The sequence below is a fragment of the Acidobacteriota bacterium genome (genome assembly GCA_009861545.1).
GTDB lineage: Bacteria > Acidobacteriota > Vicinamibacteria > Vicinamibacterales > UBA8438 > WTFV01.
Window position 1 is genome coordinate 14,903 of the sequence record VXME01000060.1, and the last position, 24,367, is coordinate 39,269.

Consider the following 24,367-nt stretch of genomic DNA (forward strand, 5'->3'; position numbering starts at 1 on the left):
AACCGGGTCCATGCATTCGTTGTCAACCATCCAGGCCGCGCGCGGCTGGGGGTCGCGCGCCCACGAGGACTACCCGATGAGACTTGTTGTCCTGACGACGTTGCTCGCCGCTTTACTGTCCGGGGTCACCGCTGCGCCCGCGGCCGCGCAGGCCCGGTCTTCGCTGCCGTTCCCGGCCGGCACCAAGTACGCCTTCGTGGATCTGCAACGCGTCGTCGCCGAGTCGGTCCCCGGACAGAGCGCCAACGCACAGGTGCAGCAGTTGCTCGAGGCGAAGCGGGCGGAGATCGAAGCGCGGCAGGCCACGCTGCAGACCCAGATCGACGCCAAGAACCAGAGCCTGCTGAGCATGCAGCAGCGACTGGCGCAGGGCGAGACGGTCATGAGCCTCGAGGCCCGTCAGGGCCTGACGCGCGACATCGCCCGCCTGCAGGTCGACATTCAGCGCGACACGGAGGACGCCCAGGCCGAGATGCAGCGCGTCACCCAGGATGCCGACGCGGAGGTGACGGATCTGCAGCAGAGACTCCAGGTGGATCTGGACTCGAGGCTGGGTCCCGCACTTGCTTCGGTCGCGAGCGAGCGCGGGATCGATTTCATCCTGAACTCGGCCGGGCTGGTCTGGGCGAACCCGGCGCTCGACCTGACGCAACTGGTCATAGACGACCTGAACAGACGCTGATGGCACGCCGCAGGTCGTTTCCCGGCCGGCCAGTGCCGTCGATCGGATCGTCCGCCGGGTGGACTGCGGGTGTGCGGCCCTGTAGACTGGCGCCCGCGTTCACTTGAGCCGGACACACGTGCCTCTCGACATACCTGTCGTTCTCGATCGTCTCCGTCACCGCTATCCCTCCCTGCTCGTCGACAGCGTCGTCGAGCACGAGCCGGGCCGCCGCGTGCGCGCGGTGAAGAACGTCACCGTCAACGAGGAGTACTTCCAGGGGCATTTTCCCGGAAACCCGTTGATGCCCGGCGTCATGATGATCGAGACGCTGATGCAGGTGGCGACGTTGCTTCTACTCGGCCCGTCGAGCGACGTCCCCACGGGGCGGGCGGCGCTGCGCGGGGTGAACAACGCGAAGTTCCGCAAGCAGGTGTTTCCGGGGGACCGGCTGTGCCTCGATGTGACGCTCCGCAGCCGCGACGCGGAGGTGGCCGTCGTCCGGGGCGTGGCGACGGTGGACGGGCAGACCGTGGCGGAGGCGGAACTGCTGGTCGGCATTGAGCGGTCCGCCTACGTCGACAAGACGGCCAAGGTCCACCAGGACGCCGTGCTCGGCCCCGACACGGTCGTCGGCCCCCACGCCATCGTCGGGGCCGGCGTCAGAATGGGGCGCGGCTGCCGGGTGGGCGCGTCGGCCGTCGTGGACGGCGATACCGAGCTCGGCGACGAGTGCGAGATCTTTCCTTTCGCCTCCGTCGGGCTCATTCCGCAGGATCTCAAGTACGAGGGCGAGGAGACGCGCCTCGTCATCGGCCACCGGAACGTGATCCGGGAATTCGTCACCATTCATCGCGGGACGCGCGGCGGCGGCGGGCTGACCCTCGTCGGAAACGACAACGTGTTCATGGCCTACGCGCACGTGGCGCACGACTGCATCGTCGGCAACAAGACGATCTTCGGCAACGGCGCCACGCTGGGCGGCCACGTCGTGGTCGAAGACGAGGCGACGATCAGTGCCTTCTCCGGCGTCCACCAGTTCTGCCGCGTCGGGCGGCAGGCGTTCATCGGCGGCTACAGCGTGGTCACCATGGACGCGCTGCCGTACGGGAAGACGGTGGGCAATCGGGCGCGGCTGTACGGCGTCAACACCATCGGCCTCCAGCGCCGCGGCGCCTCGCCCCAGACCATCACCCAGTTGAAGCGGGCCTTCCGCTATCTGCTGCAGTCCAAGCTCAACACGACGCGGGCGCTGGCCCGCATCGATACGGACGAGAATCTCGACGGCCACGAGGTTCGCTACCTGGTCGAGTTCATTCGGACATCCAGGCGCGGCGTCAACCTGCGCCGTCCGGCCAGAAGGGTGGAGCCGGTCGTGGTCGAGGAGTAGCCCGCAACCTCGAGCCGTCCATGCGAATCGGCCTGATTGCAGGCAACGGCCAGTTTCCGTTTCTGGCGCTCGACGCGGCCCGCAGCCTCGGCCACGACGTCACGGTGGTCGCGATACGGGAAGAAGCGGATCCTTCGATCGAAGCGGCGGCCGCCGCGGGTCGGCCGGCCGCGTTTCACTGGGTCTCGCTCGGCCAGCTCGGCCGTTGCATCGACATTCTGAAACGCGCGAACGTCACCCGGGCGCTGATGGCGGGGCAGGTCAAGCACACCCGCATATTCTCGGGCATCGTTCCGGACCTCACCCTGCTGTCGGTGCTCCGGCGGCTGAGGACCCGCAACACCGACGCCTTGATCTCGGCGGTGGCGGACGTGCTCGGCACGCACGGGATTCAACTGGTCGACTCGACCGCGTTTCTCGACCCCCTTCTCGCGCGATCCGGCACGCTCACCGAGCGGGCTCCGAACGACGAGGAGCGCGGCGACCTCGCATTCGGCTACCGGATGGCGGATGCGATCGCCGGACTCGACATCGGCCAGACGATTGCCGTACGGCAGCGCGCCGTCGTGGCGGTCGAGGCGATGGAGGGCACCGACGAGGTCATCGCCCGAGCCGGACGGTTGGCCGGAGCCGGGTTCTGCGTCATCAAGGTCGCGAAGCCGAACCAGGACATGCGTTTCGACGTGCCGGTGATTGGCGTTCCGACGATTGAGGCGCTTCGCGCGGCCGGCGCCACCGTGCTGTCGGTCGATGCGCGTCGTACGGTGGTGCTGGACGGGGACCGCGTGTTCGAGGCCGCGAACGGCGCCGGCGTGTCGGTGGTGGGTCGGGTCGTCGGCGCGGGGGCGCCACCGGCATGAGGGAGCCGGCCTTCCGCGCGGCGGTGGTCGGCGTCGGTCATCTGGGTCGCCACCACGCCCGCATTCTGGGCGCGGCCCCGGGGGTCGATCTCGTCGCGGTGGTCGATGTCGACCTGGAGCGGGCGCGGGCGGTCGCCGCCGACGTGGGTACGGTCGCGTTGCCTACCGTGGGCGAGATCGAGCCTCCGGTCGACGGGGTCGTGGTGGCCGTGCCTACCCGGGATCACGTCCGTGTCGGCCTGCCGCTGCTGGAGGCCGGCGTCGCGGTGCTGGTAGAGAAGCCGATCGCCGCGTCGATTGCCGAGGCCGACCGTCTGATCGCGGCCGCTGCCGCCTCGGGCGCCACGCTGGCGGTGGGGCACACCGAGCGGCACAACCCCGCGGTCACCGCGGCGCTGCCGTTGATTTCGGCTCCGCGCTTCATCGAGGTGCACCGCCTGGCGAGCTTTCAGCCCCGCAGCCTCGACATCGACGTCGTGTTCGACGTCATGATTCACGATCTCGACGTCGTGCTGTCCTGCGTCGGTTCCGAGCCGATCTCGATCGAGGCGGTCGGCGTCCCCGTGCTCAGCCCGCGGATCGATATCGCGAATGCCCGCCTGCGCTTCGCGAACGGTTGCATCGCGAATCTGACGGCCAGCCGGATCAGCCGGGATCGGGTCCGCAAGCTGCGCGTGTTTCAGCCCCACGCGCTCGTCTCGGTAGACTATGCGGAGCAGCAGGTCGAGACCTGGAAGGTCAAGAAGGGCAAGGGCGAGCGGATGGGCATCGACGGAGGACGGGTCGAGGTGAGGAACGCCGAGCCGCTCGAGCGGGAGTTGGAGGACTTCGTTCGCGCCGCGCGGCGCCGGACGTCTCCGCGCGTGACCGGCGCGGACGGCCGGCGGGCGCTTGCCGTCGCCCAGCGGATCGCGGACGCCATGACGGCCGGCGGCGATCCGTCGCCGGTGCACGGGGCCGCATGACCGCCGCATCCCGGTTCGAGGCGATCGGCGACAAGGTGCGGGCCGGCGTGCCGCTCTCCGCGTCGGAGATTGCCGCGCTGTCGGAGACGCGCGATCTCCTGCGACTCGGAGCGCTGGCCGATGAACGGCGACGCACTACGCGCGGCGACCACGCCACCTTCGTACGCGTTGCGGAAGTGCCGGCGACGGGAATCCCCGTGGAATCCGTTTCCCGGCCGGCGGGTGAGGTGCGTCTCGCCGGGTGCCCTGCCGCCGCGAGCCGCGTCGTGGAAGCGGTTTGCGCCGCCGTGCGCGCGGCGGGCGACGTGCCGGTGAGCGGCTTCGCGCTCGACGAGCTCGTGGACCTGTGCGAGGGCGATGTTGCGCGCTTCGACGATCTGATCGCCGCGTTGCGAGCCGCGGGGCTGGCGTACGTCGCCGAGGCGCGCGTCGAGCGCACCGCGGATCCGGCGTGGATCGCCCGCGCGGCGGCGGGCGGCGTGCCGGTGGCGCGTTGGACCGTGGATTCGTCGCTGGCCGGCGGCGAGGCGCTCCGGCGCGTAGCCGGCTGGGGCGCGGATGTTTCCGTGTCGGTCTTCGCACCACTTCCGCGCGCCTCGTCCGAACGGCCCTCGACCGGCTACGAAGACGTCCGGCAGGTTGCGCTGGCGCGCCTGCTGGTCGACAATACCGAGTCGATCCAGGTGGATTGGCGACGCTACGGACCGCAATTGGCGCAGGTGGCGCTGACGTTCGGTGCGGACGACGTCGACGGCGTCTCGCCGAGCGACGCATCGCAGCACGGGCTCCGTCGTGCGCCGCTGGAGGAAATCACGCGGAACATCCGCGCGGCGGGACTGGTGCCGGTCGAGCGGGACGGCCGTTTCCGGAAGCTGCGCACGCATCAGCCATGAGTGCCATCCGTGTCGGAGTCGTCGAGTACCTCAATGCAAGGCCGCTCGTCCACGGGCTGGATGCGCGTCCGGATCTCTTTTCGCTGCGGTACGACGTGCCGGCGCGTTGCGCCGCCCTGCTTCACGACGGGTCGGTCGACCTTGCGCTTCTGCCGGCCATCGAGTACCTGCGGCGGCCGGACTATCGGGTGGTGCCCGACATCGCGGTGGCGTCCACCGGTCCGGTGGCGTCTGTGGCGCTCTTCACGACCCGGCCAACGGCGGCCATCCGTTCGATCGCCATCGATTCGAGCTCGCGCACGGCGGTGGCGTTGCTCCGCGTCCTCTGCGCGGAGTGGTTCGAGATCGAGCCGAAGTTCGTCACGATGCATCCGGACCTGCAGGCGATGCTCAAGCGGTGCGACGCGGCTCTGCTGATCGGCGACATCGCGCTGTTCACGGAGCACGAGACGGTGGTCGACCTCGACAAGATCGACCTGGGCGAGGAGTGGGCCGCGATGACCGGCCTGCCGTTCGTCTGGGCCTTCTGGGCCGGTCGCAGCGACGTGGTCGAAGCGGAGCACGTGCAGGCCCTGCGCGCCGCACGCGATGCGGGCGCCGCCGCGATAGACGACGTGGTGGCCGCGCATCCGCCTGCGGATGAGGAGCAGTCCGAGGCGGCGAGGGAGTATCTGCGGAAGAACGTGCAGTTCACTCTGACCGAGGAGGGCCGATCCGGCGTGAAGCGGTTCTACGCCGCCGCGGCGGACATCGGCATCGTGCCGCAGGCCGGCGCCCTGCGGTTCTTCGACGCATGACGGAACGTCTTGTCGACGGCGCCGTGCAGCGCGTGCTCGACGGCGGGCGTCTCGATGCCGCCGAGGCCCTCGCTCTCTATACCGACCTGCCGACGCACCGGCTCGGACAGTTGGCCGACGCCGCGCGGGCCGCACGGCACCCGGACCGAGTCGTCACCTACATCATCGATCGCAACGTCAACTACACGAACGTGTGCGTGGCCCGCTGCAACTTCTGTGCGTTCTACCGGGAGGTCGGCGCCGGCGACGGCTACGTGCTCGGATTCGACGAGATCTTCGCCAAGATCGACGAGACCGTCGCGGTCGGCGGCGTGCAGCTCCTGCTGCAGGGCGGCCACAATCCCGACCTGCCCCTGCGCTGGTACGAGGACCTGTTCAGGGCGGTCAAGGCGCGTTATCCGGACTTCAAGCTGCATGCGCTCTCGCCGCCGGAGGTCATCCACCTGTCCCGCCTCTCGCAACTGCCGGCGCGCACCGTCATCGACCGGCTGGTGGCGGCGGGTCTCGACAGCATTCCGGGCGGCGGGGCCGAGATCCTGGTCGATCGCGTACGCAAGCGGTTGAACTGCTACGGCAAGGCGACCGCGGCGGAGTGGATCGACGTGATGCGGCACGCCCACGAAGCGGGCCTGCGGACCACCGCGACGATGATGTACGGTACGGTCGAGCGGCTCGACGAACGGATCGAGCACCTGCTGCGGCTGCGGGAGCTGCAGGATGCGACCGGCGGCTTCACCGCATTCATCACCTGGAGCTTCCAGCCGTCGAACACCGAGCTGGGGGGCGCCGGCGCCACCGGCGTCGAGTACCTGAGAACCCTGGCGCTCGCCCGGCTCGTCCTCGACAACTTCGACAACCTGCAGGCTTCCTGGGTCACGCAGGGCGGCAAGGTCGGCCAGTTGAGCCTCGCCTGCGGGGCCAACGACATGGGCAGCGTGATGATCGAGGAGAACGTCGTGCGCGCCGCCGGTGCCGCGTACTGCATGGACGAGGTGGAGATCGTCCGCAACATCGAGGACGCCGGCTTCGTCCCGAAGCGTCGCGACATGCAGTACAGGGTGCTGGGCGACCCCATCTTTCGCGAGCGGCAGGTGCCGCGCATGACCGAGCTCGCCACCGCGCGCGAGGCGGGCGACGCGTCCGTGCCGGCCGAGCTGGATCGCTATCCCGCACGGAGTCTGGCCGGCAAGCGGCGCCGGCAGCCCGTGGCGTAGCCCGGCCCGTGCCCCGGATCCGCTACCGCGCCCGCTGGCTGGCGCCCATCGCGTCCCCCCCGCTGGAGGACGGCTGGGTGGACGTCGACGGGGGCGTCATTCGCGCCGTCGGCGCCGCGGCGGACGCCGGCAGCGACGCCGCGGACCGGGAGGTCGACCTCGGAAGCGTCTGCGTGCTGCCCGGCCTCGTCAATGCCCATACCCACCTCGAGCTGTCCGGGCAGCGGAGCGCCGTTCCGCCCGCCCGCTCGATGCCGGCCTGGGCGTCGGCGTTGATGCGCAACCTGCGGGAAGAGCCACCCGGCGCGGAGCAGGCGGCAATCGTCGCGGCGGTCGCCGAGCTGCGCCGGGCCGGGACCGCGCTGGTCGGCGACGTCACCAATACGCTGGCGTCGCTGGCGGCGCTGGAGGCGGGCCCGGTGGAGGCCGTGGTCTTCCACGAGTCGCTCGGCTTCGACGTCGCGGGTGCGGCCGCCGCGGCGGCCGCGGAGCGCCTCGACCGGCTGGTGTCCGAACGCGGGGACGAACGGGTGCGGGTCCGTCCCGCGGCGCATGCGCCCTACTCGGTTTCTCCCGCGCTCTTCCGGGCGCTGGCCGCCGTTGCCGGGCCGCGTTCGGTGCACCTGGCCGAGTCGCGCGAAGAGTGCGAGTTCCTGCGCGCGGGGACCGGGGCCTGGCGGGAGATTCTGGACGCCCGCGGCCGGTGGGATCCGGAATGGCGGCCGCCGGGGTCCGGGCCGGTGGCCTACCTGGACGCGCTGGGCTGGCTTCGGGATGACTCGTTGCTGGTTCACGGGGTGCAACTGCAGCCGGACGAGATTCGCCGCGTGGCCCGGTCCGGCGCCACCATCGTGACCTGCCCGCGGAGCAACGCCTGGACCGGCGCCGGCGTCCCGCCCGTGCGGGCGTTCTACGCGGCCGGGGCGTCGGTGGCGGTGGGCACGGACAGCCTCGCCAGCGCGCCCGATCTGAACACGTTCGCCGAGCTGGCCGAGGTCCGCCGTCTCGCGCCGGAGGTCCCGGCCCGGCGCATCCTGCGCAGCGGCACCCTCGACGGGGCCGCCGCGCTCGGCCGGGGGAGGACGCACGGAGCCATCGAGGCGTCCCGCCGCGCGGCGCTGATCGCCGTCGAGACGCCGGCGACCGTACGGGATGTGGAAGAATATCTGTTGACGGGGATCGAGCCGGAGCAGATCGCCTGGCTCGATGGGGGGGACGCGGGCCGCGGCGCGCCGGCCGGCTCCTGAATCGACCGCCGTCGCGCGATTCCCGGAGCAGGCATGCTGTCTCGACTGCGGACCTACGCGTCGTTCATTCGGTTCAGCCACACCGTGTTCGCTCTGCCGTTCGCGTTGACCGGCGCGATGCTCGCCGGCCTGGAGACCGACCTGACCTGGCGTCGGGCCGGCTGGATCGTGCTGGCGATGTTCACCGCGCGGACGGCGGCGATGGCCTTCAACCGCCTCGTCGACGCGCACTACGACGCGCTGAATCCGCGCACGCGCGAGCGCGAGATTCCGCGCGGTCGGGTTTCCCGCCGGGAGGCGGCAGCCATCGTCGTCGTGGCCGCGACGGCGTTCGTGGCGGTCACGTATCCGCTGGGCGCGGTCTGTTTCGCGCTGTCCCCGGTGGCGCTCGCCATCGTGTTCTGGTACTCGCTGGCCAAGCGCCACACCACCTGGACGCAGCTCTTTCTGGGACTGGCGCTCGCCGTCGCCCCGGTCGGCGGGTGGCTGGCGGCGGGCGGCGGCTGGAGCTGGACGCCGTGGTTGCTGGCGGTGGCCACCGGGGCCTGGGTCGCGGGCTTCGACATGATCTACGCGTGCGAGGACGTCGGTTTCGATCGCCGCCACGGCCTCCGGTCCATTCCGGCCCGGTTCGGGGTGGAGCGGGCGCTGCGCTTCTCGCGCCTCTCGCACGTCGTGACCGTCGCCGGACTGGCCGCGCTGGCCTGGCTGGCGCCGTTGGGCCCCGTCTATCTGGCCGGGGTAGCCGGGGTGGCCCTGCTGCTGGCGTACGAACAGTCGCTCGTCAGTGCCGCCGATCTGTCGCGCGTGAAGCAGGCTTTCGATCTGAACGGGTACGTCGGCATCCTCTATCTGGCCGCCACCGCCGCCGCCATCCATGTCGGATAAACCGTCGCGTGTGGCGGTCGGGATCACGGGTGCGAGCGGCGCCCTCTACGCGGTTCGCACGCTGGCGGCGTTGCTGGCCGCGAACGTGCGGGTGGATCTCGTGGTGTCGGATTTCGGGCGGCGCCTGCTGGCGGACGAGCTGGGGCCGGACGCCGCGGTGGATCGACTCGGCTCCTATCTGACCGCGCGTTACGGGGTGGCTTTCGCGTCCGACGCGCTGGCCGTCCACCGCAACCGGGACGTCGGGGCGGCGATCGCCAGCGGCACCTCGCCCTGCGAAGCGATGGTCATCGTGCCCTGCTCGATGAAGACGCTGGCGGGCGTGGCGCACGGATTGTCCCGCAACCTGATCGAGCGGGCGGCGGACGTTGCGTTGAAGGAGCGGCGCCCCCTCGTAATCGTGCCGCGCGAGACGCCGATGAGCCTGCCGCAACTCCGCAACATGGTGCTCTGCGCCGAGGCGGGCGCGCACATGCTGCCGGCGATGCCCGCCTTCTACCAGCGCCCGGACACGCTCGACGACCTCGCCGACTTCATCGCCGGGAAGATCGTCTCGTGCCTCGGTTTCGATCAGGACCTCTTTCCGGCATGGACCGGGTGATCGACAAGACGCCGGATCGCATCGCGGCGATGTTCGACGCCATCGCGGGGCGCTACGACCTGCTGAACCACCTGCTGAGCGGTGGTCTCGACCGGCGGTGGCGGGCGCGCGCCGTCGGCGCGTTGCGTCTGACCGGCGAAGAGACGGTTCTGGATCTGTGCACCGGTACCGCGGACCTTGCCATCGCGCTGCGCCGCCCGCGCAAGGGCGCGTCGCGCGTCGTGGGCATCGACTTCGCGGGCCGCATGCTGGAGCACGCCGCCCGCAAGCTCGACGCACTGGGCATGGGCGGCCGGATCGGACTGGTGCGGGGCGATGCGATGTGCGTGCCGCTTCCGGCGGCCTCGGTCGATGCGGCCGCGATTGCGTTCGGCATTCGCAACGTGGAGGACCCCCGCCGAACGCTGGCGGAGCTGCATCGCGTGGTCCGGCCCGGCGGCCGCATCGCCATCCTGGAGTTCGGGATGCCCACCCTGCCCGGACTTTCCTCGCTCTACCGTTGGTACTTTCGCCGCGTGCTGCCGTGGGTCGGGCGCTTCGTCTCGCGGCACGACAGCGCCTACGCGTATCTGCCGGCGTCCGTCGGCGCGTTCCCGAGCGGGGCCGAGTTTCGCCGGTTGCTCGACGACGCGGGCTTCGTCGATACGACGGCGGTCCGGATGCTGCTGGGCGTCGTTTATCTGTACGCTGCGACCCGCGCGCCGGCGGCGGAAGCGCGCGAGGGTAGTCGCGGACTATAATCGACTGGGCGCTTCATGATCTTCGACTTCGAGGACCGTTACTTCGACACGCCCACGATCGAAGCGGCGATGTCGTGGCGCGAGCAGGTCCTGCTGTCGGTCCTCGCCCACGCACTGGTCGTGCTGCTGGTGCTGTTCGTGCCGCAGCTTCCGTTCGTGCAGGAGGCCGAGGCGCTCCGGTTGGCCCGGCTTGCGGAGCTGCAGGAGCTTCAGGAGCAGCAGCAGCAGCTCGCGCTGGCCGCGGACGAGAACCGCACGTTCGTCTACATCGAGCCGCTCGTCGACTTCGAGGCCGACCAGGCCCCGAATCCCAACGCGCCGTTGTCGGACCGGGATCGCATCGCGCAGTCGCCGACGGCCGCGGACGACCCCCTCAACAATCTGCCGAACGCCGACGGCAACTCGATGCGGTTCGTGGAGAGCGAGGATCCCTCCGATGCCCTCGAGCCGGATCGCGCGGTCGACGCCGCGGAGGCGGCGAACCGGGAGGAGTCGGCGGCCGAATCCCGATTCGAGGACGCGAGCGGCGACGTGCCCGACGCGGAGACGGCGGATGCATCGCGGGCCGCCGACGCGCTGGGGGAGGACGACGGCCGCCTGCCGGACGATCTGGTGGAGCAGTTGCTCGCCGACGGCGCCCTGAGCCTGCCCGGCGGCGGCGAGCCGGATCCGGACGACTTCGATGCGGACGCGGATCGGCCGGCGGACGGCCTGCTCGGGCGCGCCATGCGCAATCTCGACCGCTATGCCCGGCGTCAGACCTTCAACAACCAGCGCGGGCGCGTGGATCGGCAGGCGCCGTTCATCCAGTTCGACTCCAAGGGGGCCGACTTCGGCCCGTGGATCCGCCGGTTCGTGGCGCAGGTGTACCGCAACTGGTTCATGCCGTACGCCATCATGTCGATGCACGGCAACGTGGTGCTCACGTTCAACGTGCATCGCGACGGGTCGATCACGGACCTGAGCGTCATGAAGCCGTCCCGGGTCAGGGCTTTCACCAACTCGGCGTTCAACGCCATCTCCACGTCCAACCCGACCTATCCGTTGCCGGACGACTATCCGGACGACACCTGCTTCTTCACCGTCACGTTCTACTTCAACGAGTCTCCGCCCGCCTGAGACCAACACGCCGCGGAGCGTACGAACATGCCCTCGCGCCTGCAGCAGATCGGTTGGGTTCTGTTCCTCGTCGGATTGATCGTCTGGGTCCTGATGCGGTGGTCGTGAGCGCGCCGGCGCGGCCCTGCCTCGTGGCCGTCGTGGGACCGACGGCGACCGGCAAGAGCACGCTCGCCGTCGAGCTCGCGTTGCGGATCGGCGGCGAGGTCGTCAGTTGCGACTCGACGGCCCTGTACCGCGGCTTCGACATCGGGACCGACAAGCCGTCGCCGGCGGCGCGCTGCGGGGTGCCGCACCACCTCATCGACGTCGCCGAGCCGACGGCGAGGTATTCGGCGGCGCGCTACGCCCGTGAGGCGGCCGACGCCGTGCGCCGGGTGACCGCCGCGGGCCGCGTCCCGGTGCTCGCGGGGGGCACCGGCCTCTACTATCGCGCGCTGACGCGCGGCCTGTGTCCCGCGCCGGCACGCGACGACCGGCTGCGTGCGCGGCTCGGACGCGTCGCCGCACGGCGCGGCGTCGAGTCGCTGCATCGTTGGGTGGCGCGCGTCGATCCCGACTCGGCGCTGCGCGTGCAGCCGCACGACGAGAAGCGGCTCGTGCGGGCGCTCGAGGTCTACCTGCTCACGGGACGCACCCTGACCGCTCACTTCGCCGAGACCCGCTCCGCGCTGGAGGACTACGACGTGCTGCCGTTCGCCCTGCGCCTGCCGGCCGAGGAGATCGCCCGGCGCGTCGCACGGCGGGTCGAGCGTCAGTTCGAGCGCGGCGTTCTGGACGAGGTCCGCCGGGCGCTCGCGGCCGGCGTGCCCGAGGATGCGCATCCCTTCGGCGGCCTCGTGTACCGGCAGGTTCTGGAACACCTGCAGGGTGTGCGCGACGAGCCGGCCACGCGTGCGCTGATAGTGCAGGAGAACCGCCGCTACGCGCGGCGCCAGTTGATCTGGTTCCGAAAAGAACCTAACCTACGCTGGATTCAACGGCCCGGTGAGCATCCCGGCGCACTGGCCGAGGTCCTGACGGCGCTCGGCGCGTATTCCACACGCTTCGCGCCCTCTACTGCGAATCATGTCGACCCCCGCTGATCGTCAGTCCGCATCGAACCTGCAGGACGTCTTTCTGAACGGCGCTCGGCGCGAACGGTTGCGCGTGACGGTGCGCCTGATGGACGGCACCGAGGTGTGCGGCCGCATCAAGAGCTTCGATCGCTACGCGCTGCTCGTGGAGCACGATGAATCGGACGTGCTGCTCTTCAAGCACGCGGTGGCGACCATCCGGCCTCGCGCCAGCGCCGGTCCGGACCCCGCCGCGGGGGGCTGATGGCGGAGCCCGGTTCCGACGACTCGCTTCGCCGGCAGCTCGAAGCGCGCGAGCGAGCCACGTTGGGGCCTGCCGCCGCACTCAGCAGTCGCAGCCGCGGCCGCCTGCGGCCCGAGCCGGATGATCCGATCCGGCCGGTGTTCCAGCGGGACCGCGACCGGATCGTCCACTCCAAGGCGTTCCGTCGTCTCAAGCACAAGACGCAGGTGTTCCTGGCGCCGACCGGCGATCACTACCGGACCCGCCTGACGCACACCCTCGAGGTGTCGCAAATCGCCCGGACCATCGCCAAGGTGCTGCGGCTCAACGAGGAGCTGACCGAGGCCATTGCGCTGGGCCACGACCTCGGGCACGCGCCGTTCGGGCACGCCGGCGAGCGCGTTCTGACCCGCCTGTTTCCGGGCGGCTTCAACCACTACGAGCAGAGCCTGCGCGTCGTCGACGTCCTCGAGCAGAACGGCGCGGGGCTCAATCTGACCTGGGAGGTGCGCGACGGGATCAGCAGGCATTCCAAGGGCAGGCATGGAGCTCCGGTCGGCGTCGAGCCTGCCCTGCGCGCCGCGACCCTGGAGGGGCAGGTCGCCCGGGTGGCGGACCTGATCGCCTACGTCAACCACGACATCGACGACGCGGTGCGGGCCGGCATACTGCGGGTCGAGGCCCTGCCGGCCGCACCGATCGCCGCGCTCGGCGCGACGTCCTCCGAGCGGATCGGCTGCCTCGTGGCGGACGTCGTGCGCGAGACCCTCGCGCGGGAGGGCGAGCCGGAAGTGGCGATGAGCGCCGAGGTGCTGCAGGCGACGCTCGACCTGCGGGCGTTCCTGCACGCCGAGGTATACGAGAACGACGCAGCGGTCGCCGAGTTCGCCAAGGCGTGCGGGATTCTCGAAGGCTTGTGGGAGAAGGTGCGGGAGAGGCCGGCGCGCTTCCTCGATGCCCGGACGGTGGAGCGCGACGGTCTGGACGTCGCGGCGAAGGACTTCCTCGCGGGGATGACGGATCGCTTTGCGATCGGGCTGTTCGAGCAGATCTTCGTGCCGCGGCCCTGGAGTCGGGGCGGGGTCGACGCCGAGCCGGGTAGAGCCGATGTGATATAGTGCGTGGTTCGGTCGGAAGACGGAAGGAGCAGCCGGGGTGGTGTCCATGCGCTTGGACCTGCGTGAAGTTCGCGGTCCCGCGCACCGGGTCGATCGCAGCTTTCCCGCCTCGGCGTTCGGTCCGGAAGAGGCGTTCGCGGTCGCGTCGCCGGTCGAGCTGAGGTTGAACGTCCGGAAGGACGGCGACAAGTTCAGTCTGCGGGGGCGGCTCGTCACCACGGTGCGGCGCGACTGCTGCCGATGCCTGGAGCCGTTCGACGTGGCGACGGAGTTGGACATCGACGTGCGCTATCTGCCGCAACAGGTCAATACGGGCGAAGGCGAGCACGAGATCTCCGACGACGATCTGTCGATCGCCTTCTATCGCGACGACGAGATCGATCTCGGCGGCCTCGTGCGGGAGCAGTTGCATCTGGCGGCCCCGATGAAGCCGCTGTGCGACGACGCGTGCCGCGGCTTGTGCCCGGTCTGCGGCGCCAATCGGAATGACGAGACCTGCGGCTGCGACACCGCGTGGCACGATCCGCGCTTCGCCGCCCTGCGGTCGCTCGTGCGCACCCCCGCCGGGCCGGGGCCGCAGCGAAAGGGTTGAACAGACATGGCGAATCCAAAGCGGCGGCATTCGAAGGCCCGCACGGCCAAGCGACGTGCACACGATGCTCTCGAACCCGTCGTCTTGAGCACGTGCCCGCAGTGTCACGAGCCTCAGGTGCCGCATCGGGTCTGCCCGCACTGCGGCTACTACAAGGGACGCCAGGTCAAGGCGATCAAGGAAGCCTAGCCAGTACCGGTGGGTGGCGTGCCGGCGTTCACCGGGGTCGCGACGTGACCTATCACCATGCGCATTGCCGTTGACGCGGGCGGTGGCGATCACGCGCCGCGAAACGTGGTCGCCGGCGCACTCGTGGCCGCACGCTCCCTCGGATTCGGGTTGACGCTGGTCGGCCCGAGGCAGGCGATCGACAGCGAGCTGTTGCGTCATCCCGAGGCCGAGGGGGTGGATCTGCGCGTCGAGCCCGCGCCCGACGTGATCGGGATGGACGAGGGGCCGGCGGCCCTGCGGCGCAAGCCGCGGTCGTCGGTGCGGGTCGCGGCGGAGACGGTGGCTCGCGGCGATGCCGCCGCGTTCTTCAGCGCCGGCAACACGGGGGCGACGCTCGTCGCGGCGCACGCTTCGTTCGGCATGCTGCCGGGCGTGGATCGGCCGGCGCTGGCGACCCGGATCCCGACGCTGCGACGCGACGCGGTCTTGCTCGACGTAGGGGCCACGGTCGACTGCCGGCCGCGCCATCTCGTGCAGTTCGCAGCGATGGGAACGGTGTATGCCAGGACGATGCTGGCGATAGAGACGCCGCGGGTGGGGCTGCTTTCGATAGGGGAGGAGTCGACGAAGGGCAACGACCTGACGCGGGATGCGCATCGGCTGCTCAGCGGCGGGCCGTTGTGCTTCATCGGCAACATAGAGGCGCGCGACGTGTACTCCGGAGTAGCGGACGTGATCGTGTGCGACGGGTTCACCGGGAACGTCGCGCTGAAGGTGAGCGAGGGGCTGGTCGAGGTGGTCGAGGAGTTGTTGCGGGAGGAGCTGGGCCGGACGTTCACCACGCAGTTGGGGTTTCTGCTGTCGCAGCGCGCGTTTCGCCGGTTCCGCCGGCGCGTCGACTACTCCGAGTACGGCGGCGCGCCGCTGCTGGGCGTGGCCGGTCTCACGATGGTCGGCCACGGGCGTTCGTCCGTCAAGGCAGTCCGCAACGCCCTGGCGCTCACCTACCGTTTCGCGCGCGCGGAGTTCGTCGATACGATCGCCGCGCGCCTCGCACCGGAGGCGCCCCTGCTGGAGCGGGCCCAATGATCGCATTCGTGTTTCCGGGCCAGGGTTCGCAGCGTGTCGGCATGGGCCGGGCGCTGTGCGAGACGTTCCCCGTTTGCAGGCAGGCGTTCGAAGAGGCGGACGAAGCGCTCGGCGACCCGATCAGCCGCCTCTGCTTCGACGGCCCGGAGGAGCAGCTCGCGCTGACCCGCAATACCCAGCCTGCCGTCCTGGCCGCGAGCGTGGCCGTGGATCGGCTGTTGCGTTCGCGCGGTCATGCGCCGGCGTTCCTGGCCGGACACAGCCTCGGCGAGTATTCGGCCCACGTGGCCGCGGGTACTCTCGGGCTTGCCGACGCGTTGCGTACCGTGCGCCGCCGCGGCACCTACATGCAGGAGGCGGTGCCGGTCGGAGAGGGCGCCATGGCCGCCGTGCTGGGCCTGCCGGCCGAGCGGGTCTCGCAGGCGTGCGCCGAGGTCGCCGACGGGCAGGTCGTCAGCGCGGCGAACCTGAACGCCCCCGGGCAGGTGGCGATTGCCGGCCATGCGGCGGCGGTCGAGCGGGCGGGGCTGCGCGCCAGGGCGCTCGGCGCGCGGCGCGTAATGCCGCTGCCGGTGAGCGCCCCGTTTCATTGCGCGCTGATGAAGCCGGCCGAGGAACGGCTGGCGCCCGAGCTGCGCGCCCTCGTGGTCGCCGATCCCGCGGCGCCGGTCGTGGCCAACGTGGACGCCGAGCCCAAACGGACGGGTCGCGAGGCGGTCGAGGCCCTCATCCGCCAGGTGAGCGCGCCCGTGCGGTGGGAGGACGTCGTTCGACGATTGGTCGCCGACGGTGTGACCACGTTCATTGAAGTCGGGCCGGGCGGCGTGTTGAGCGGACTCATCAGGAAGATCGACCGATCGGTCAGTGCGACCTGCGTCCACGACCCGTCGAGCCTGGAATCGGCGGAGACGACGTTGCGGGCGCAGGGATGACGCATGTATGACCTGAGCGGGCGGGTGGCGATCGTGACCGGCGCGTCGCGAGGCATCGGCAGGGCGATCGCGCTCCGGCTTGCGTCGGCCGGCGCACGGGTAGTGGCGGGCGCGCGGGCCGATCACGCGCAGGCGGTGGTCGACGAGATCGAGAATGCGGGCGGGACGGCGCTGGCCGTGCAACTCGACGTGACCGCGCCGGCGTCGGCGGCCGGCATCGCACAGGCCGCCCTGGAGCACTTCGAGCGCATCGACGTGCTGGTGAACAACGCCGGAATCGTGCGCGATCAGTTGCTCTTGCGGATGAAGCCGGAGGATTGGGAGGCGGTGATCGCCACCAACCTGACCGCCGCCTTCTCGTGCTGCCGGGCGGTGCTGCGTCCGATGGTGAAGCAGCGGTCCGGGCGGATCGTCAACATCGGCTCCGTCGTGGGGCGGACGGGCAACCCGGGCCAGGCCAACTACGCGGCGTCGAAGGCGGGTCTGGAAGGATTCACCCGGTCGCTGGCTCTGGAGGTCGCCTCGCGCGGGATCACGGCCAACGTCGTCGCGCCCGGCATGATCGAGACCGACATGACGGCGTCGCTCGACGAGGGCGCCGTCGACGCGCTGCGCGGCCGCATCCCGATGAGCAGGCTCGGAACGCCGGACGACGTCGCGGCGGCGGTCTGCTTTCTCGCGTCGGACGAAGCATCGTATATTACAGGGCAGGTCGTGAGCGTCAATGGTGGGATGCACCTCTAGGGGCTGCGCCGTGACAGCGGTGCAGACTCCTGGTGAGGGTTGGTTGGGCGGCAAGCGGAGGCCGCAGCGCGACCTCGGCGGTCGCGTTCGGCGACGATTGACGGGCTAGGAGGCTGGTTAATGGCGGTGGTTGACAAGGTCAAGAGCATCATCGTGGAGCAGCTGGGCGTCGACGAGGAAGAGGTCACGTCGGATGCGTCGTTCGTCGACGATCTGGGGGCCGATTCTCTCGACACGGTCGAGCTGGTCATGGCGTTCGAGGAGGAGTTCGGACTGGAGATTCCCGACGGGGATGCGGAGAAGATCACGCGCGTGAAGGAAGCGGTCGACTACATCGAGTCTCACGCCGGCGACGCCGGCTAGCGTCCCGTTGGCTCGATCCCACCAGGAGCATCCGTTGCCAAGGCGCGTTGCAGTTACCGGGGTCGGCCTCGTGTCCTCGCTCGGAATCGGGACCGAGGCCAACTGGGAAGCGTTGCTGGCCGGCCGGAGCGGCATCCGGACCATCACTGCGTTCGACGCGTCCAGCTACGCCTCGCGGATCGCCGGTGAGGTGCCCGACTTCGACCCGCTGCAGTTTCTGTCGAAGAAGGACGTCCGGAAGATGGACGTCTTCATCCAGTACGCAATCGCGGCGTCGGAATTCGCGCTCCGCGACGCCGGGCTGCCGACGAACGAGGGACTGGGCACGGAGGTGGGTGTCTTCATCGCCTCCGGGATCGGCGGCTTCAGCACCATCGAGCGGGAGCACAAGGCCCTGCTCAACGGCGGCCCGCGCAAGATTTCGCCCTTCTTCATCCCCTCGGCGATCATCAATCTCGCGGCGGGGCAGGTCTCCATCCGATTCGGCGCAAAAGGGCCGAACTCGGCGACGTGCACGGCATGCTCCGCATCCGCGCACGCGATCGGTGACGCTTTCGAGATCATCCGGCGGGGCGACGCGCAGGTCATGGTGGCGGGCGGATCCGAGGCCGCCATAACGCCGATGGGAGTGGGCGGTTTCGCGGCCATGCGGGCCCTGTCGACGCGCAACGACGAGCCGCAGCGCGCCTGCCGTCCGTTCGACCGGGACCGGGACGGCTTCATCATGGGCGAGGGGGCCGGCGTCGTCATTCTCGAGGACCTCGATCGCGCCCGGGCGCGCGGGTCCCGGATCTACTGCGAGCTGGTCGGTTACGGAATGTCGGCCGACGCGCATCACATGACCGCTCCCTGCGAGGACGGCGCGGGCGCCGTGCGGGTTATGCAGAATGCCGTCCGATCGGCGGGGATCGAGCCCTCGGCCGTGAATTACGTCAACGCACACGGCACTTCTACTCCGCACAACGACCGCATCGAGACCCTGGCCATCAAGACCTGCTTCGGCGATCACGCGTCGTCGTTGGCGATTTCGTCGACCAAGTCGATGACCGGACACCTGCTCGGCGCGGCAGGCGGACTCGAGGCCGGCATCACCGCGCTCGCGGTGCGCCACCAGATCGTGCCGCCGACGATCAATCTGGACAATCCCGATCCCGACTGCGACCTCGACTACGTGCCCAACGCGCAGCGCGCGCTGCCCATCGACTATGCGCTGTCGAATTCCTTCGGGTTCGGCGGCACCAACGCCAGCCTTCTGTTCAAGCGCTACCCGTCCGGGGCGTAGAACGGCGCAGACTGGCAGCGAGGCCTGGCCGGGCGGGAAGCTGAGGCCGCAGCGCGACCTTGCGGGCGCGTTCGGCAGCGATTTTCGGGCTGCGCCGGGTGATCGGGTTCCGGCGGCGCCGGCGGGGGCTCGCCGAGGAGCGAAGAACGCACGATGAAGACAGCCGTTTGCATCAAGCAGGTCGTGACCCGCGACTGGCCGTTGCGTCCGGCGGAATCCGCAACGTGGGTCCGTGACGACGACGCCAGCTTCGAGATGAACGAGCCCGATGCCTACGCGCTCGAGGAGGCCCTGCGCCTGAAGGAGCGGCACGGCGGCGAGGTGGTCGTCTGCTCGGCGGGTCCGGCCCGGATCAGCCAGGTCATTCGCGAGGCGCTCGCGCGCGGCGCCGATCGGGCCATCCACGTCGAGAGCGACGCGCTGTCCACGGCGGGGGCCGACGCGGTGGCGGCGGCGCTGGCGGCCGCGATGCAGGGCGAGTCGTTCGACCTGGTGCTGACCGGGCTGCAGTCCGACGACCAGGGTTTCGGACAGACCGGAGTCGTCCTGGCGGAGCGCCTCGGCCTGCCGCACGCCACCATCATCATGGAGGTGGACGTCGCCGCGGACGGAGCCGGCCTGCGGGTCAAGCGCGAGCTGGAGAGCGGCTGGTTCCAGTGGGTGGCCATGCCGCTGCCGGCCCTGCTCACCATCCAGAGCGGCATCAACCAGCTCCGCTACGCCACGCTCCGGGGCATCATGGCGGCGAAGCGGAAGGAGATTCGCACGGTGCAGCTCGACGGCGTCGCGGCGCAGGGGCAGCGGATTCTGGAACTGTACGTGCCGGAGAAGACGAGCGCCACGCAGTTCATCGACGGATCGGCGCCGGAAGCGGCGCGCGAGCTGGTGCGGCTGCTGCGAGAAGAAGCGAGGGTGTTGTGACTCTGGTCATCGCGGAACAGCGCGGCGGCGTGCTCAACCCGGCCACGTGGGAGACGCTGGCGGCCGCGCAGCAGATGAACGCGCCGGTCGCGGTGGCGGTGGTCGGGGCCCGCGTGCAGGATCTGGCCGCGGAGCTGGCCGCGGCGAACGTGGCCGAGGTGCTGGCGGTGGCGCACGAGGCGCTCGAGCCGTACACGCCCGACGGCTTCGTCGCCGCTCTCGCGCAGGTGGTGGGGACGACGGGGCCGGAGCGGGTGCTGTTCCCGCACACGTATCAGACGCGCGACCACGCGCCGGCTCTGGCGGCCCGGCTCGGGAGGGTGCTGATTCCCGACTGCATCGGCTCGAAGGACCGCGACGGGCAACGGGTGTTCGTCCGGCCGATGTTCCAGGGCAAGTTCGTGGCCGACGTGCTGCCGGAGGGACCCGCTCCGCACTTTGCGAGCTTCCAGATCGGCGCGTACCGTGCCGACGCCTGCGTGCGCGGGGCGGCGTCCGCGACGGTGCGCGACGTTGCCGTGCAGCTCGACGCGGGGGCGATTCGCCAGCGGCCCGAAGCCCCCTTCCAGGAGGCGAAGCAGGCCGTCGACTTGACCCAGGCCGAGCGCATCGTCGCCGTCGGGCGCGGCATCAAGGGCCAGGAGCACCTGCCGCTCGCACAGGATCTGGCAAGGGCGCTCGATGCGGAGCTGGCCGCGTCGCGGCCGATCTGCGACTCCGGCTGGTTGCCCATGGACCGGCAGATCGGCAGCTCGGGCCAGACCGTCGCACCGAAGCTGTATCTGGCGGTCGGCATCTCCGGCGCCATCCAGCACCTGGTCGGCATGAAGGGCGCCCGCACCATCGTCGCCGTCAACAAGGACGCCGACGCTCCCATCTTCGAGGTGGCCGACTACGGCATCGTCGGCGATCTGTTCGAGGTCGTGCCGGCGATCGTGGCGGCCCTCGACGGAGACTGACGTGGAGCGCGAGACGCTCGACGTCGACGTGCTCGTCGTCGGGGGCGGGCCGGCCGGACTTGCCGCGGCGTACCGCCTGGCGCGGCTGAACGAGGAGCAGGGCGGCGAGCCGCTGATGGTGGCCGTTCTCGAGAAGGCCCGCGCGGCCGGCGCCCACATGCTCTCGGGGGCGGTGCTCGATCCGTCGGCCCTCACGGACCTGATGCCGGACTGGAAGAGCCGTGGCGCGCCCCTCGACGTTCCCGTTCGCGACGACCGCATCTACTTCCTGACCGCGCGCCGGGCGCTGCCGTTCCCCGTCACCCCGCCGCCGCTGCGCAACCACGGACACTACGTGGTCTCTCTCAACCGCCTTGCGAAGTGGCTCGCGGAGCAGGTCGAGGCGGCGGGCGTCGACGTTTTCACCGGGTTTCCGGGGACGGAGCTGCTCTACGAGGGAGATCGGGTCGTCGGCGTGCGCACCGGCGACCGCGGCCTCGACCGGCACGGCGAGCGCAAGGGCACGTTCGAGCCGGGCGTCGACATCCGCGCCAGGGTCACGGTGCTGGCCGACGGGGTGCGGGGCAACCTCACCAAGACCCTGGTTCGCCGCTTCGGGCTCGATGCCGGCCGCTCGCCGCAGAGCTACGCCATCGGGATCAAGGAGCTGTGGGACGTGGACCCGGACCGGCTGCCGGCCGGCTCGGTCATCCACACCATGGGCCATCCGCTCCGCCACGAGGAGTTCGGGGGCGGTTTCATCTACGCGTTGCCGGCCGGACGCCTCTGTGTCGGCTTCGTGGCGGGGCTCGACTACCGGGATCCGCTCTTCGACCCGCACGTGGCGTTCCAGCGCTTCAAGCGCCACCCGCTCGTCTCGAGCCTGCTGGGCGGCGGCCAGATGGTGCGCTACGGCGCCAAGGCGCTCCCGGAAGGCGGCTGGCATGCCCTGCCGCGCTGCCACGCCGACGGCGCGCTGATCGTGGGCGACGCGGCGGGATTCCTGAACTCGATGCGGCTCAAGGGCATCCATCTCGCGATGCGGAGCGGCATGCACGCGGCCGACGTGGCGTTCCGCGCCGTGCGCGAGGGCGACGTCTCGGGCGCGCGGCTGTCCGAGTACGCCCGTCTCGTCGAGGAGGGACCGATTCGCCGCGAGCTCTACCCGGTGCGGAACGTGCACCAGAGCTTCGCCGGCGGACTGCTGGCCGGCCTCATCTATTCCGGCATGTCGCTCGTGACCGGCGGGTGGTGGATCAGGGATCCCATGCCGTCCCACGCGGGCCACGAGCGGACCCGGACCCTGAAGCAGTACTTCGGCGGCGGTCCGCCGCCCGAGTCTCCGAGCGTGCCGATCGACCGCGCGCTGACGTTCGACCGGTTGACCAACGTCCACTACTCGGGCACGCGCCACGACGAGGATCAGCCGTCGCACCTGCTCGTGGCGGACACCGACATCTGCCGCACGCGCTGCATCGAGGAGTACGCCAATCCCTGCACGCGTTTCTGTCCCGCCAACGTGTACGAGATCGTCGACGCGGGGGCCGGCGCGGGCAAGCGGCTGCAGGTCAACGCGTCGAACTGCGTCCACTGCAAGACGTGCGACATCATGGACCCCTACCAGATCATCGACTGGGTGCCGCCCGAAGGCGGCGGCGGTCCGTCCTACGAAGGCATGTGAGCCGCGACGCCCCGCGCCGGCGCCTGTCCGCCCGCCAGATCGCTTCGGCCGAGGCGATCGCCACGGTGGGACTGCCGGTCGTCGCCGCCCTCTGCCGGACGATCCGGTGGACGGCCGAGGGGTTGCAGCACTACGATGCGATTCAGGCGGCGGGCCGGCAGCCGGTCATGGCCTTCTGGCACGGCCGCATCGTGCACGCCACCTGGTTCTTTCGCCGCCGCGGCATCGTCGTCATGATCAGCGAGAACTTCGACGGCGAGTGGATCGGGCGGCTGATAGAGAAGTTCGGCTACCGCACGGCGCGCGGGTCCACCTCGCGCGGCGGCGCGCGTGCGCTGGTCCGGATGCGGCGGCTGGCGGTGGAGGGCGCGCCGACCGGGTTCGCGGTCGACGGTCCGCGCGGCCCGGCCCGCTCGGTGCAGCCGGGCGCGGTCTGGCTGGCCAGCCTCACCGGCAACCCGGTGCTGCCGTTTCACAGCGAGGCGGATCGCTACTGGACCGCGCGGAGCTGGGACGGGACCCAGGTGCCGAAGCCGTTCGCCCGCGCGGCCATGGTGGTAGGCGAGCCGATCGAGGTGCCGCGCGGGGCCGATGCCGATCTGATCGAGCGCAAGCGGGAGGAGCTGGCGCGTTCGCTGCACGACCTGGCAGGGCGCGCCCGCGCGATCCTGGCCGGTGCGGACGAACGCCAGGAGTCTGCGCCGTAGAACGGCGTAGACTCCGGCCAGGCTCGACTGAGCAGGGTTGGGACGCCGCGGCTCGACCGCAGCCGGTCGCGTTCGGCGACGACCTCCGGGCCAGCCGAAAGGAGAGCCAGTGATGGCGAAGGCGGACGTCTTGCTCATCTCTTCACCCCGGTTCGTCGATCACCGTCCGCCCAGCGGGCACCCGGAGCGCCCGGAGCGGGCCGAGGTCATGGCGCGCGTGGCCGCGCGCTGGACGACGGGCGGAGGCCGCACCGCGCAGCCTGCGCCGGCCACGGACGAGGCGCTCGCGCGAGTCCACGACGGCCGCTACCTGGAAGCCATTGCGGCGACGGCGGGACGGCGAGCCCAGCTCGATCCCGACACCTGGACGTCGACGGACTCCGTGGCGGTGGCGCGCCTCGCGGCGGGCGCCACGGTGGCCGCCGTCGATCACGCCCTCGACCACGGCGCGCCGGGATTGGCCTTCGTGCGCCCGCCCGGCCATCACGCCGAGCGCGCGCGCGCGATGGGATTCTGCCTCTACAACAATGCCGCCGTCGCGGCCGCGCACGCTCTGGCGCGCGGCATGGAGCGCATCGCGGTGGTCGACTACGACGTCCATCACGGCAACGGCATCCAGTGGATCTTCTACGACGATCCGCGGGTAATGTACGTCTCCACGCACCAGTATCCCTTCTATCCCGGCACGGGGGCGGCCGACGATGTCGGTCGGGGCGACGGGGCGGGGACGACGGTCAACGTGCCGCTCGCGGCCGGCGCCGGGGACGCGGATCTCGACCGTGTGTTCCGCGAGGTCGTGATGCCGATTCTGAGTGCGTACGAGCCGGACGCGGTCGTGTTGTCGGCCGGCTTCGACGCGCACGCGGCCGATCCGCTCGGCGGGATGCAACTGTCGACGGGCGGCTACGCAACCCTGACGCGCCGCCTGTGGGCGTTTGCGGCCGACCGCTGCGCGGGCCGGCTTGCCGTAACAACCGAGGGCGGTTACGACCTCCAGGCGCTGGAGGAGTGTCTCGACAGCACGCTGGAGGTCTGTGCGGCGGAGCCGCCGGCGTCGGTCGCTCCGGTGGCCGGGTCGACAACCATCGCCGCCGCGGCCCTCGAGTCCGTGCTGCGGGCCCAGTCGCCGTACTGGCCGGGCGTCGGGTGAAACTC

26 protein-coding genes and 1 pseudogene are annotated in these 24,367 nt (G+C 70.6%); all 27 read left to right on the forward strand.

Features of this window, described 5'->3' with window-relative positions:
* Positions 1–10 precede the first annotated feature (10 nt).
* The 27 genes and pseudogenes from F4X11_09370 (at position 11) to F4X11_09500 (ending at position 24,362) form a co-directional block, all read left to right on the forward strand.
* Positions 11–682 (forward strand): OmpH family outer membrane protein, encoded by a 672-nt coding sequence (locus F4X11_09370; GenBank protein MYN65222.1) that lies wholly within the window; start codon positions 11–13, stop codon positions 680–682.
* Between the two features lie 103 nt (positions 683–785).
* Positions 786–2,051 (forward strand): acyl-ACP--UDP-N-acetylglucosamine O-acyltransferase, encoded by a 1,266-nt coding sequence (lpxA, locus tag F4X11_09375; protein MYN65223.1) that lies wholly within the window; start codon positions 786–788, stop codon positions 2,049–2,051.
* A 20-nt stretch (positions 2,052–2,071) separates the two neighbouring features.
* On the forward strand, positions 2,072–2,911 hold the full coding sequence (locus F4X11_09380) for an LpxI family protein (GenBank protein MYN65224.1): 840 nt from the start codon (positions 2,072–2,074) through the stop codon (positions 2,909–2,911).
* A complete protein-coding gene (locus F4X11_09385) occupies positions 2,908–3,876 on the forward strand; it encodes a Gfo/Idh/MocA family oxidoreductase (GenBank protein MYN65225.1) in 969 nt (322 codons plus the stop codon). Before F4X11_09380 ends, F4X11_09385 begins: the two co-directional genes overlap by 4 nt.
* A complete protein-coding gene (locus tag F4X11_09390) occupies positions 3,873–4,769 on the forward strand; it encodes a hypothetical protein (GenBank protein ID MYN65226.1) in 897 nt (298 codons plus the stop codon). Before F4X11_09385 ends, F4X11_09390 begins: the two co-directional genes overlap by 4 nt.
* A complete protein-coding gene (locus F4X11_09395; GenBank protein MYN65227.1) occupies positions 4,766–5,566 on the forward strand; it encodes a menaquinone biosynthesis protein in 801 nt (266 codons plus the stop codon). The genes F4X11_09390 and F4X11_09395 overlap by 4 nt, the downstream gene beginning before the upstream one ends.
* Positions 5,563–6,780, forward strand: coding sequence for a dehypoxanthine futalosine cyclase (mqnC, locus tag F4X11_09400; protein ID MYN65228.1), 1,218 nt, complete (start codon positions 5,563–5,565; stop codon positions 6,778–6,780). The genes F4X11_09395 and mqnC overlap by 4 nt, the downstream gene beginning before the upstream one ends.
* The gene (locus F4X11_09405; protein MYN65229.1) at positions 6,159–8,027 is read left to right on the forward strand and encodes an amidohydrolase family protein; all 1,869 of its coding nucleotides are present in this window, start codon (positions 6,159–6,161) and stop codon (positions 8,025–8,027) included. The genes mqnC and F4X11_09405 overlap by 622 nt, the downstream gene beginning before the upstream one ends.
* A 33-nt stretch (positions 8,028–8,060) precedes the next feature.
* The gene (locus tag F4X11_09410) at positions 8,061–8,915 is read left to right on the forward strand and encodes a 4-hydroxybenzoate octaprenyltransferase (GenBank protein MYN65230.1); all 855 of its coding nucleotides are present in this window, start codon (positions 8,061–8,063) and stop codon (positions 8,913–8,915) included.
* A complete protein-coding gene (locus tag F4X11_09415) occupies positions 8,905–9,516 on the forward strand; it encodes a UbiX family flavin prenyltransferase (GenBank protein MYN65231.1) in 612 nt (203 codons plus the stop codon). Before F4X11_09410 ends, F4X11_09415 begins: the two co-directional genes overlap by 11 nt.
* On the forward strand, positions 9,504–10,256 hold the full coding sequence (gene ubiE / locus F4X11_09420) for a bifunctional demethylmenaquinone methyltransferase/2-methoxy-6-polyprenyl-1,4-benzoquinol methylase UbiE (protein ID MYN65232.1): 753 nt from the start codon (positions 9,504–9,506) through the stop codon (positions 10,254–10,256). Before F4X11_09415 ends, ubiE begins: the two co-directional genes overlap by 13 nt.
* 15 nt (positions 10,257–10,271) lie before the next feature.
* Complete coding sequence (locus F4X11_09425) at positions 10,272–11,375, forward strand: energy transducer TonB (protein MYN65233.1); 1,104 nt, start codon at positions 10,272–10,274, stop codon at positions 11,373–11,375.
* Complete coding sequence (gene miaA / locus F4X11_09430; GenBank protein MYN65234.1) at positions 11,096–12,460, forward strand: tRNA (adenosine(37)-N6)-dimethylallyltransferase MiaA; 1,365 nt, start codon at positions 11,096–11,098, stop codon at positions 12,458–12,460. The genes F4X11_09425 and miaA overlap by 280 nt, the downstream gene beginning before the upstream one ends.
* Positions 12,444–12,695, forward strand: coding sequence for an RNA chaperone Hfq (hfq, locus tag F4X11_09435; GenBank protein ID MYN65235.1), 252 nt, complete (start codon positions 12,444–12,446; stop codon positions 12,693–12,695). The genes miaA and hfq overlap by 17 nt, the downstream gene beginning before the upstream one ends.
* Complete coding sequence (locus F4X11_09440; protein MYN65236.1) at positions 12,695–13,792, forward strand: deoxyguanosinetriphosphate triphosphohydrolase; 1,098 nt, start codon at positions 12,695–12,697, stop codon at positions 13,790–13,792. Before hfq ends, F4X11_09440 begins: the two co-directional genes overlap by 1 nt.
* Positions 13,793–13,832: 40 nt before the next feature.
* Positions 13,833–14,384, forward strand: a complete 552-nt coding sequence (locus F4X11_09445; protein MYN65237.1) for a DUF177 domain-containing protein — start codon at positions 13,833–13,835, stop codon at positions 14,382–14,384.
* Between the two features lie 6 nt (positions 14,385–14,390).
* Positions 14,391–14,573 carry a 50S ribosomal protein L32 gene (locus tag F4X11_09450; protein ID MYN65238.1) on the forward strand — a complete coding sequence of 61 codons (183 nt, stop codon included), beginning with the start codon at positions 14,391–14,393 and terminating at the stop codon, positions 14,571–14,573.
* Positions 14,574–14,630: 57 nt separating this feature from the next.
* Positions 14,631–15,644: a phosphate acyltransferase PlsX gene (gene plsX, locus F4X11_09455; GenBank protein MYN65239.1), complete on the forward strand. Its 1,014-nt coding sequence runs from the start codon at positions 14,631–14,633 to the stop codon at positions 15,642–15,644.
* Complete coding sequence (fabD, locus tag F4X11_09460; protein MYN65240.1) at positions 15,641–16,576, forward strand: ACP S-malonyltransferase; 936 nt, start codon at positions 15,641–15,643, stop codon at positions 16,574–16,576. The genes plsX and fabD overlap by 4 nt, the downstream gene beginning before the upstream one ends.
* Positions 16,577–16,579: 3 nt before the next feature.
* On the forward strand, positions 16,580–17,320 hold the full coding sequence (gene fabG, locus F4X11_09465) for a 3-oxoacyl-[acyl-carrier-protein] reductase (protein MYN65241.1): 741 nt from the start codon (positions 16,580–16,582) through the stop codon (positions 17,318–17,320).
* A 120-nt stretch (positions 17,321–17,440) separates the two neighbouring features.
* Positions 17,441–17,683 (forward strand): acyl carrier protein, encoded by a 243-nt coding sequence (acpP, locus tag F4X11_09470; protein MYN65242.1) that lies wholly within the window; start codon positions 17,441–17,443, stop codon positions 17,681–17,683.
* Positions 17,684–17,717: 34 nt separating this feature from the next.
* Positions 17,718–18,965 carry a beta-ketoacyl-ACP synthase II gene (gene fabF / locus F4X11_09475; protein ID MYN65243.1) on the forward strand — a complete coding sequence of 416 codons (1,248 nt, stop codon included), beginning with the start codon at positions 17,718–17,720 and terminating at the stop codon, positions 18,963–18,965.
* 153 nt (positions 18,966–19,118) lie between these two features.
* Entirely contained in the window at positions 19,119–19,886 is a 768-nt protein-coding gene (locus tag F4X11_09480) for an electron transfer flavoprotein subunit beta/FixA family protein (protein MYN65244.1), read from the forward strand.
* Positions 19,880–20,845 (forward strand): annotated as a pseudogene (locus F4X11_09485) (electron transfer flavoprotein subunit alpha/FixB family protein). Before F4X11_09480 ends, F4X11_09485 begins: the two are co-directional and overlap by 7 nt.
* Before the next feature lies 1 nt (position 20,846).
* On the forward strand, positions 20,847–22,505 hold the full coding sequence (locus F4X11_09490) for an electron transfer flavoprotein-ubiquinone oxidoreductase (GenBank protein MYN65245.1): 1,659 nt from the start codon (positions 20,847–20,849) through the stop codon (positions 22,503–22,505).
* Positions 22,502–23,212, forward strand: a complete 711-nt coding sequence (locus tag F4X11_09495; GenBank protein MYN65246.1) for a lysophospholipid acyltransferase family protein — start codon at positions 22,502–22,504, stop codon at positions 23,210–23,212. Before F4X11_09490 ends, F4X11_09495 begins: the two co-directional genes overlap by 4 nt.
* 112 nt (positions 23,213–23,324) lie before the next feature.
* Positions 23,325–24,362 carry a histone deacetylase gene (locus tag F4X11_09500; GenBank protein MYN65247.1) on the forward strand — a complete coding sequence of 346 codons (1,038 nt, stop codon included), beginning with the start codon at positions 23,325–23,327 and terminating at the stop codon, positions 24,360–24,362.
* Positions 24,363–24,367: the final 5 nt, after the last annotated feature.

Excerpts from the sequence above, each read along its gene's own strand:
- F4X11_09370 (MYN65222.1), top strand. The coding sequence starts at position 11 with ATGCATTCGTTGTCAACCATCCAGGCCGCGCGCGGCTGGGGGTCGCGC.
- F4X11_09380 (MYN65224.1), top strand. The coding sequence starts at position 2,072 with ATGCGAATCGGCCTGATTGCAGGCAACGGCCAGTTTCCGTTTCTGGCG.
- F4X11_09385 (MYN65225.1), top strand. The coding sequence starts at position 2,908 with ATGAGGGAGCCGGCCTTCCGCGCGGCGGTGGTCGGCGTCGGTCATCTG.
- F4X11_09390 (MYN65226.1), top strand. The coding sequence starts at position 3,873 with ATGACCGCCGCATCCCGGTTCGAGGCGATCGGCGACAAGGTGCGGGCC.
- F4X11_09395 (MYN65227.1), top strand. The coding sequence starts at position 4,766 with ATGAGTGCCATCCGTGTCGGAGTCGTCGAGTACCTCAATGCAAGGCCG.
- mqnC (MYN65228.1), top strand. The coding sequence starts at position 5,563 with ATGACGGAACGTCTTGTCGACGGCGCCGTGCAGCGCGTGCTCGACGGC.
- F4X11_09410 (MYN65230.1), top strand. The coding sequence starts at position 8,061 with ATGCTGTCTCGACTGCGGACCTACGCGTCGTTCATTCGGTTCAGCCAC.
- F4X11_09415 (MYN65231.1), top strand. The coding sequence starts at position 8,905 with ATGTCGGATAAACCGTCGCGTGTGGCGGTCGGGATCACGGGTGCGAGC.
- ubiE (MYN65232.1), top strand. The coding sequence starts at position 9,504 with ATGGACCGGGTGATCGACAAGACGCCGGATCGCATCGCGGCGATGTTC.
- F4X11_09425 (MYN65233.1), top strand. The coding sequence starts at position 10,272 with ATGATCTTCGACTTCGAGGACCGTTACTTCGACACGCCCACGATCGAA.
- hfq (MYN65235.1), top strand. The coding sequence starts at position 12,444 with ATGTCGACCCCCGCTGATCGTCAGTCCGCATCGAACCTGCAGGACGTC.
- F4X11_09440 (MYN65236.1), top strand. The coding sequence starts at position 12,695 with ATGGCGGAGCCCGGTTCCGACGACTCGCTTCGCCGGCAGCTCGAAGCG.
- F4X11_09450 (MYN65238.1), top strand. The coding sequence starts at position 14,391 with ATGGCGAATCCAAAGCGGCGGCATTCGAAGGCCCGCACGGCCAAGCGA.
- plsX (MYN65239.1), top strand. The coding sequence starts at position 14,631 with ATGCGCATTGCCGTTGACGCGGGCGGTGGCGATCACGCGCCGCGAAAC.
- fabD (MYN65240.1), top strand. The coding sequence starts at position 15,641 with ATGATCGCATTCGTGTTTCCGGGCCAGGGTTCGCAGCGTGTCGGCATG.
- fabG (MYN65241.1), top strand. The coding sequence starts at position 16,580 with ATGTATGACCTGAGCGGGCGGGTGGCGATCGTGACCGGCGCGTCGCGA.
- acpP (MYN65242.1), top strand. The coding sequence starts at position 17,441 with ATGGCGGTGGTTGACAAGGTCAAGAGCATCATCGTGGAGCAGCTGGGC.
- F4X11_09480 (MYN65244.1), top strand. The coding sequence starts at position 19,119 with ATGAAGACAGCCGTTTGCATCAAGCAGGTCGTGACCCGCGACTGGCCG.
- F4X11_09500 (MYN65247.1), top strand. The coding sequence starts at position 23,325 with ATGGCGAAGGCGGACGTCTTGCTCATCTCTTCACCCCGGTTCGTCGAT.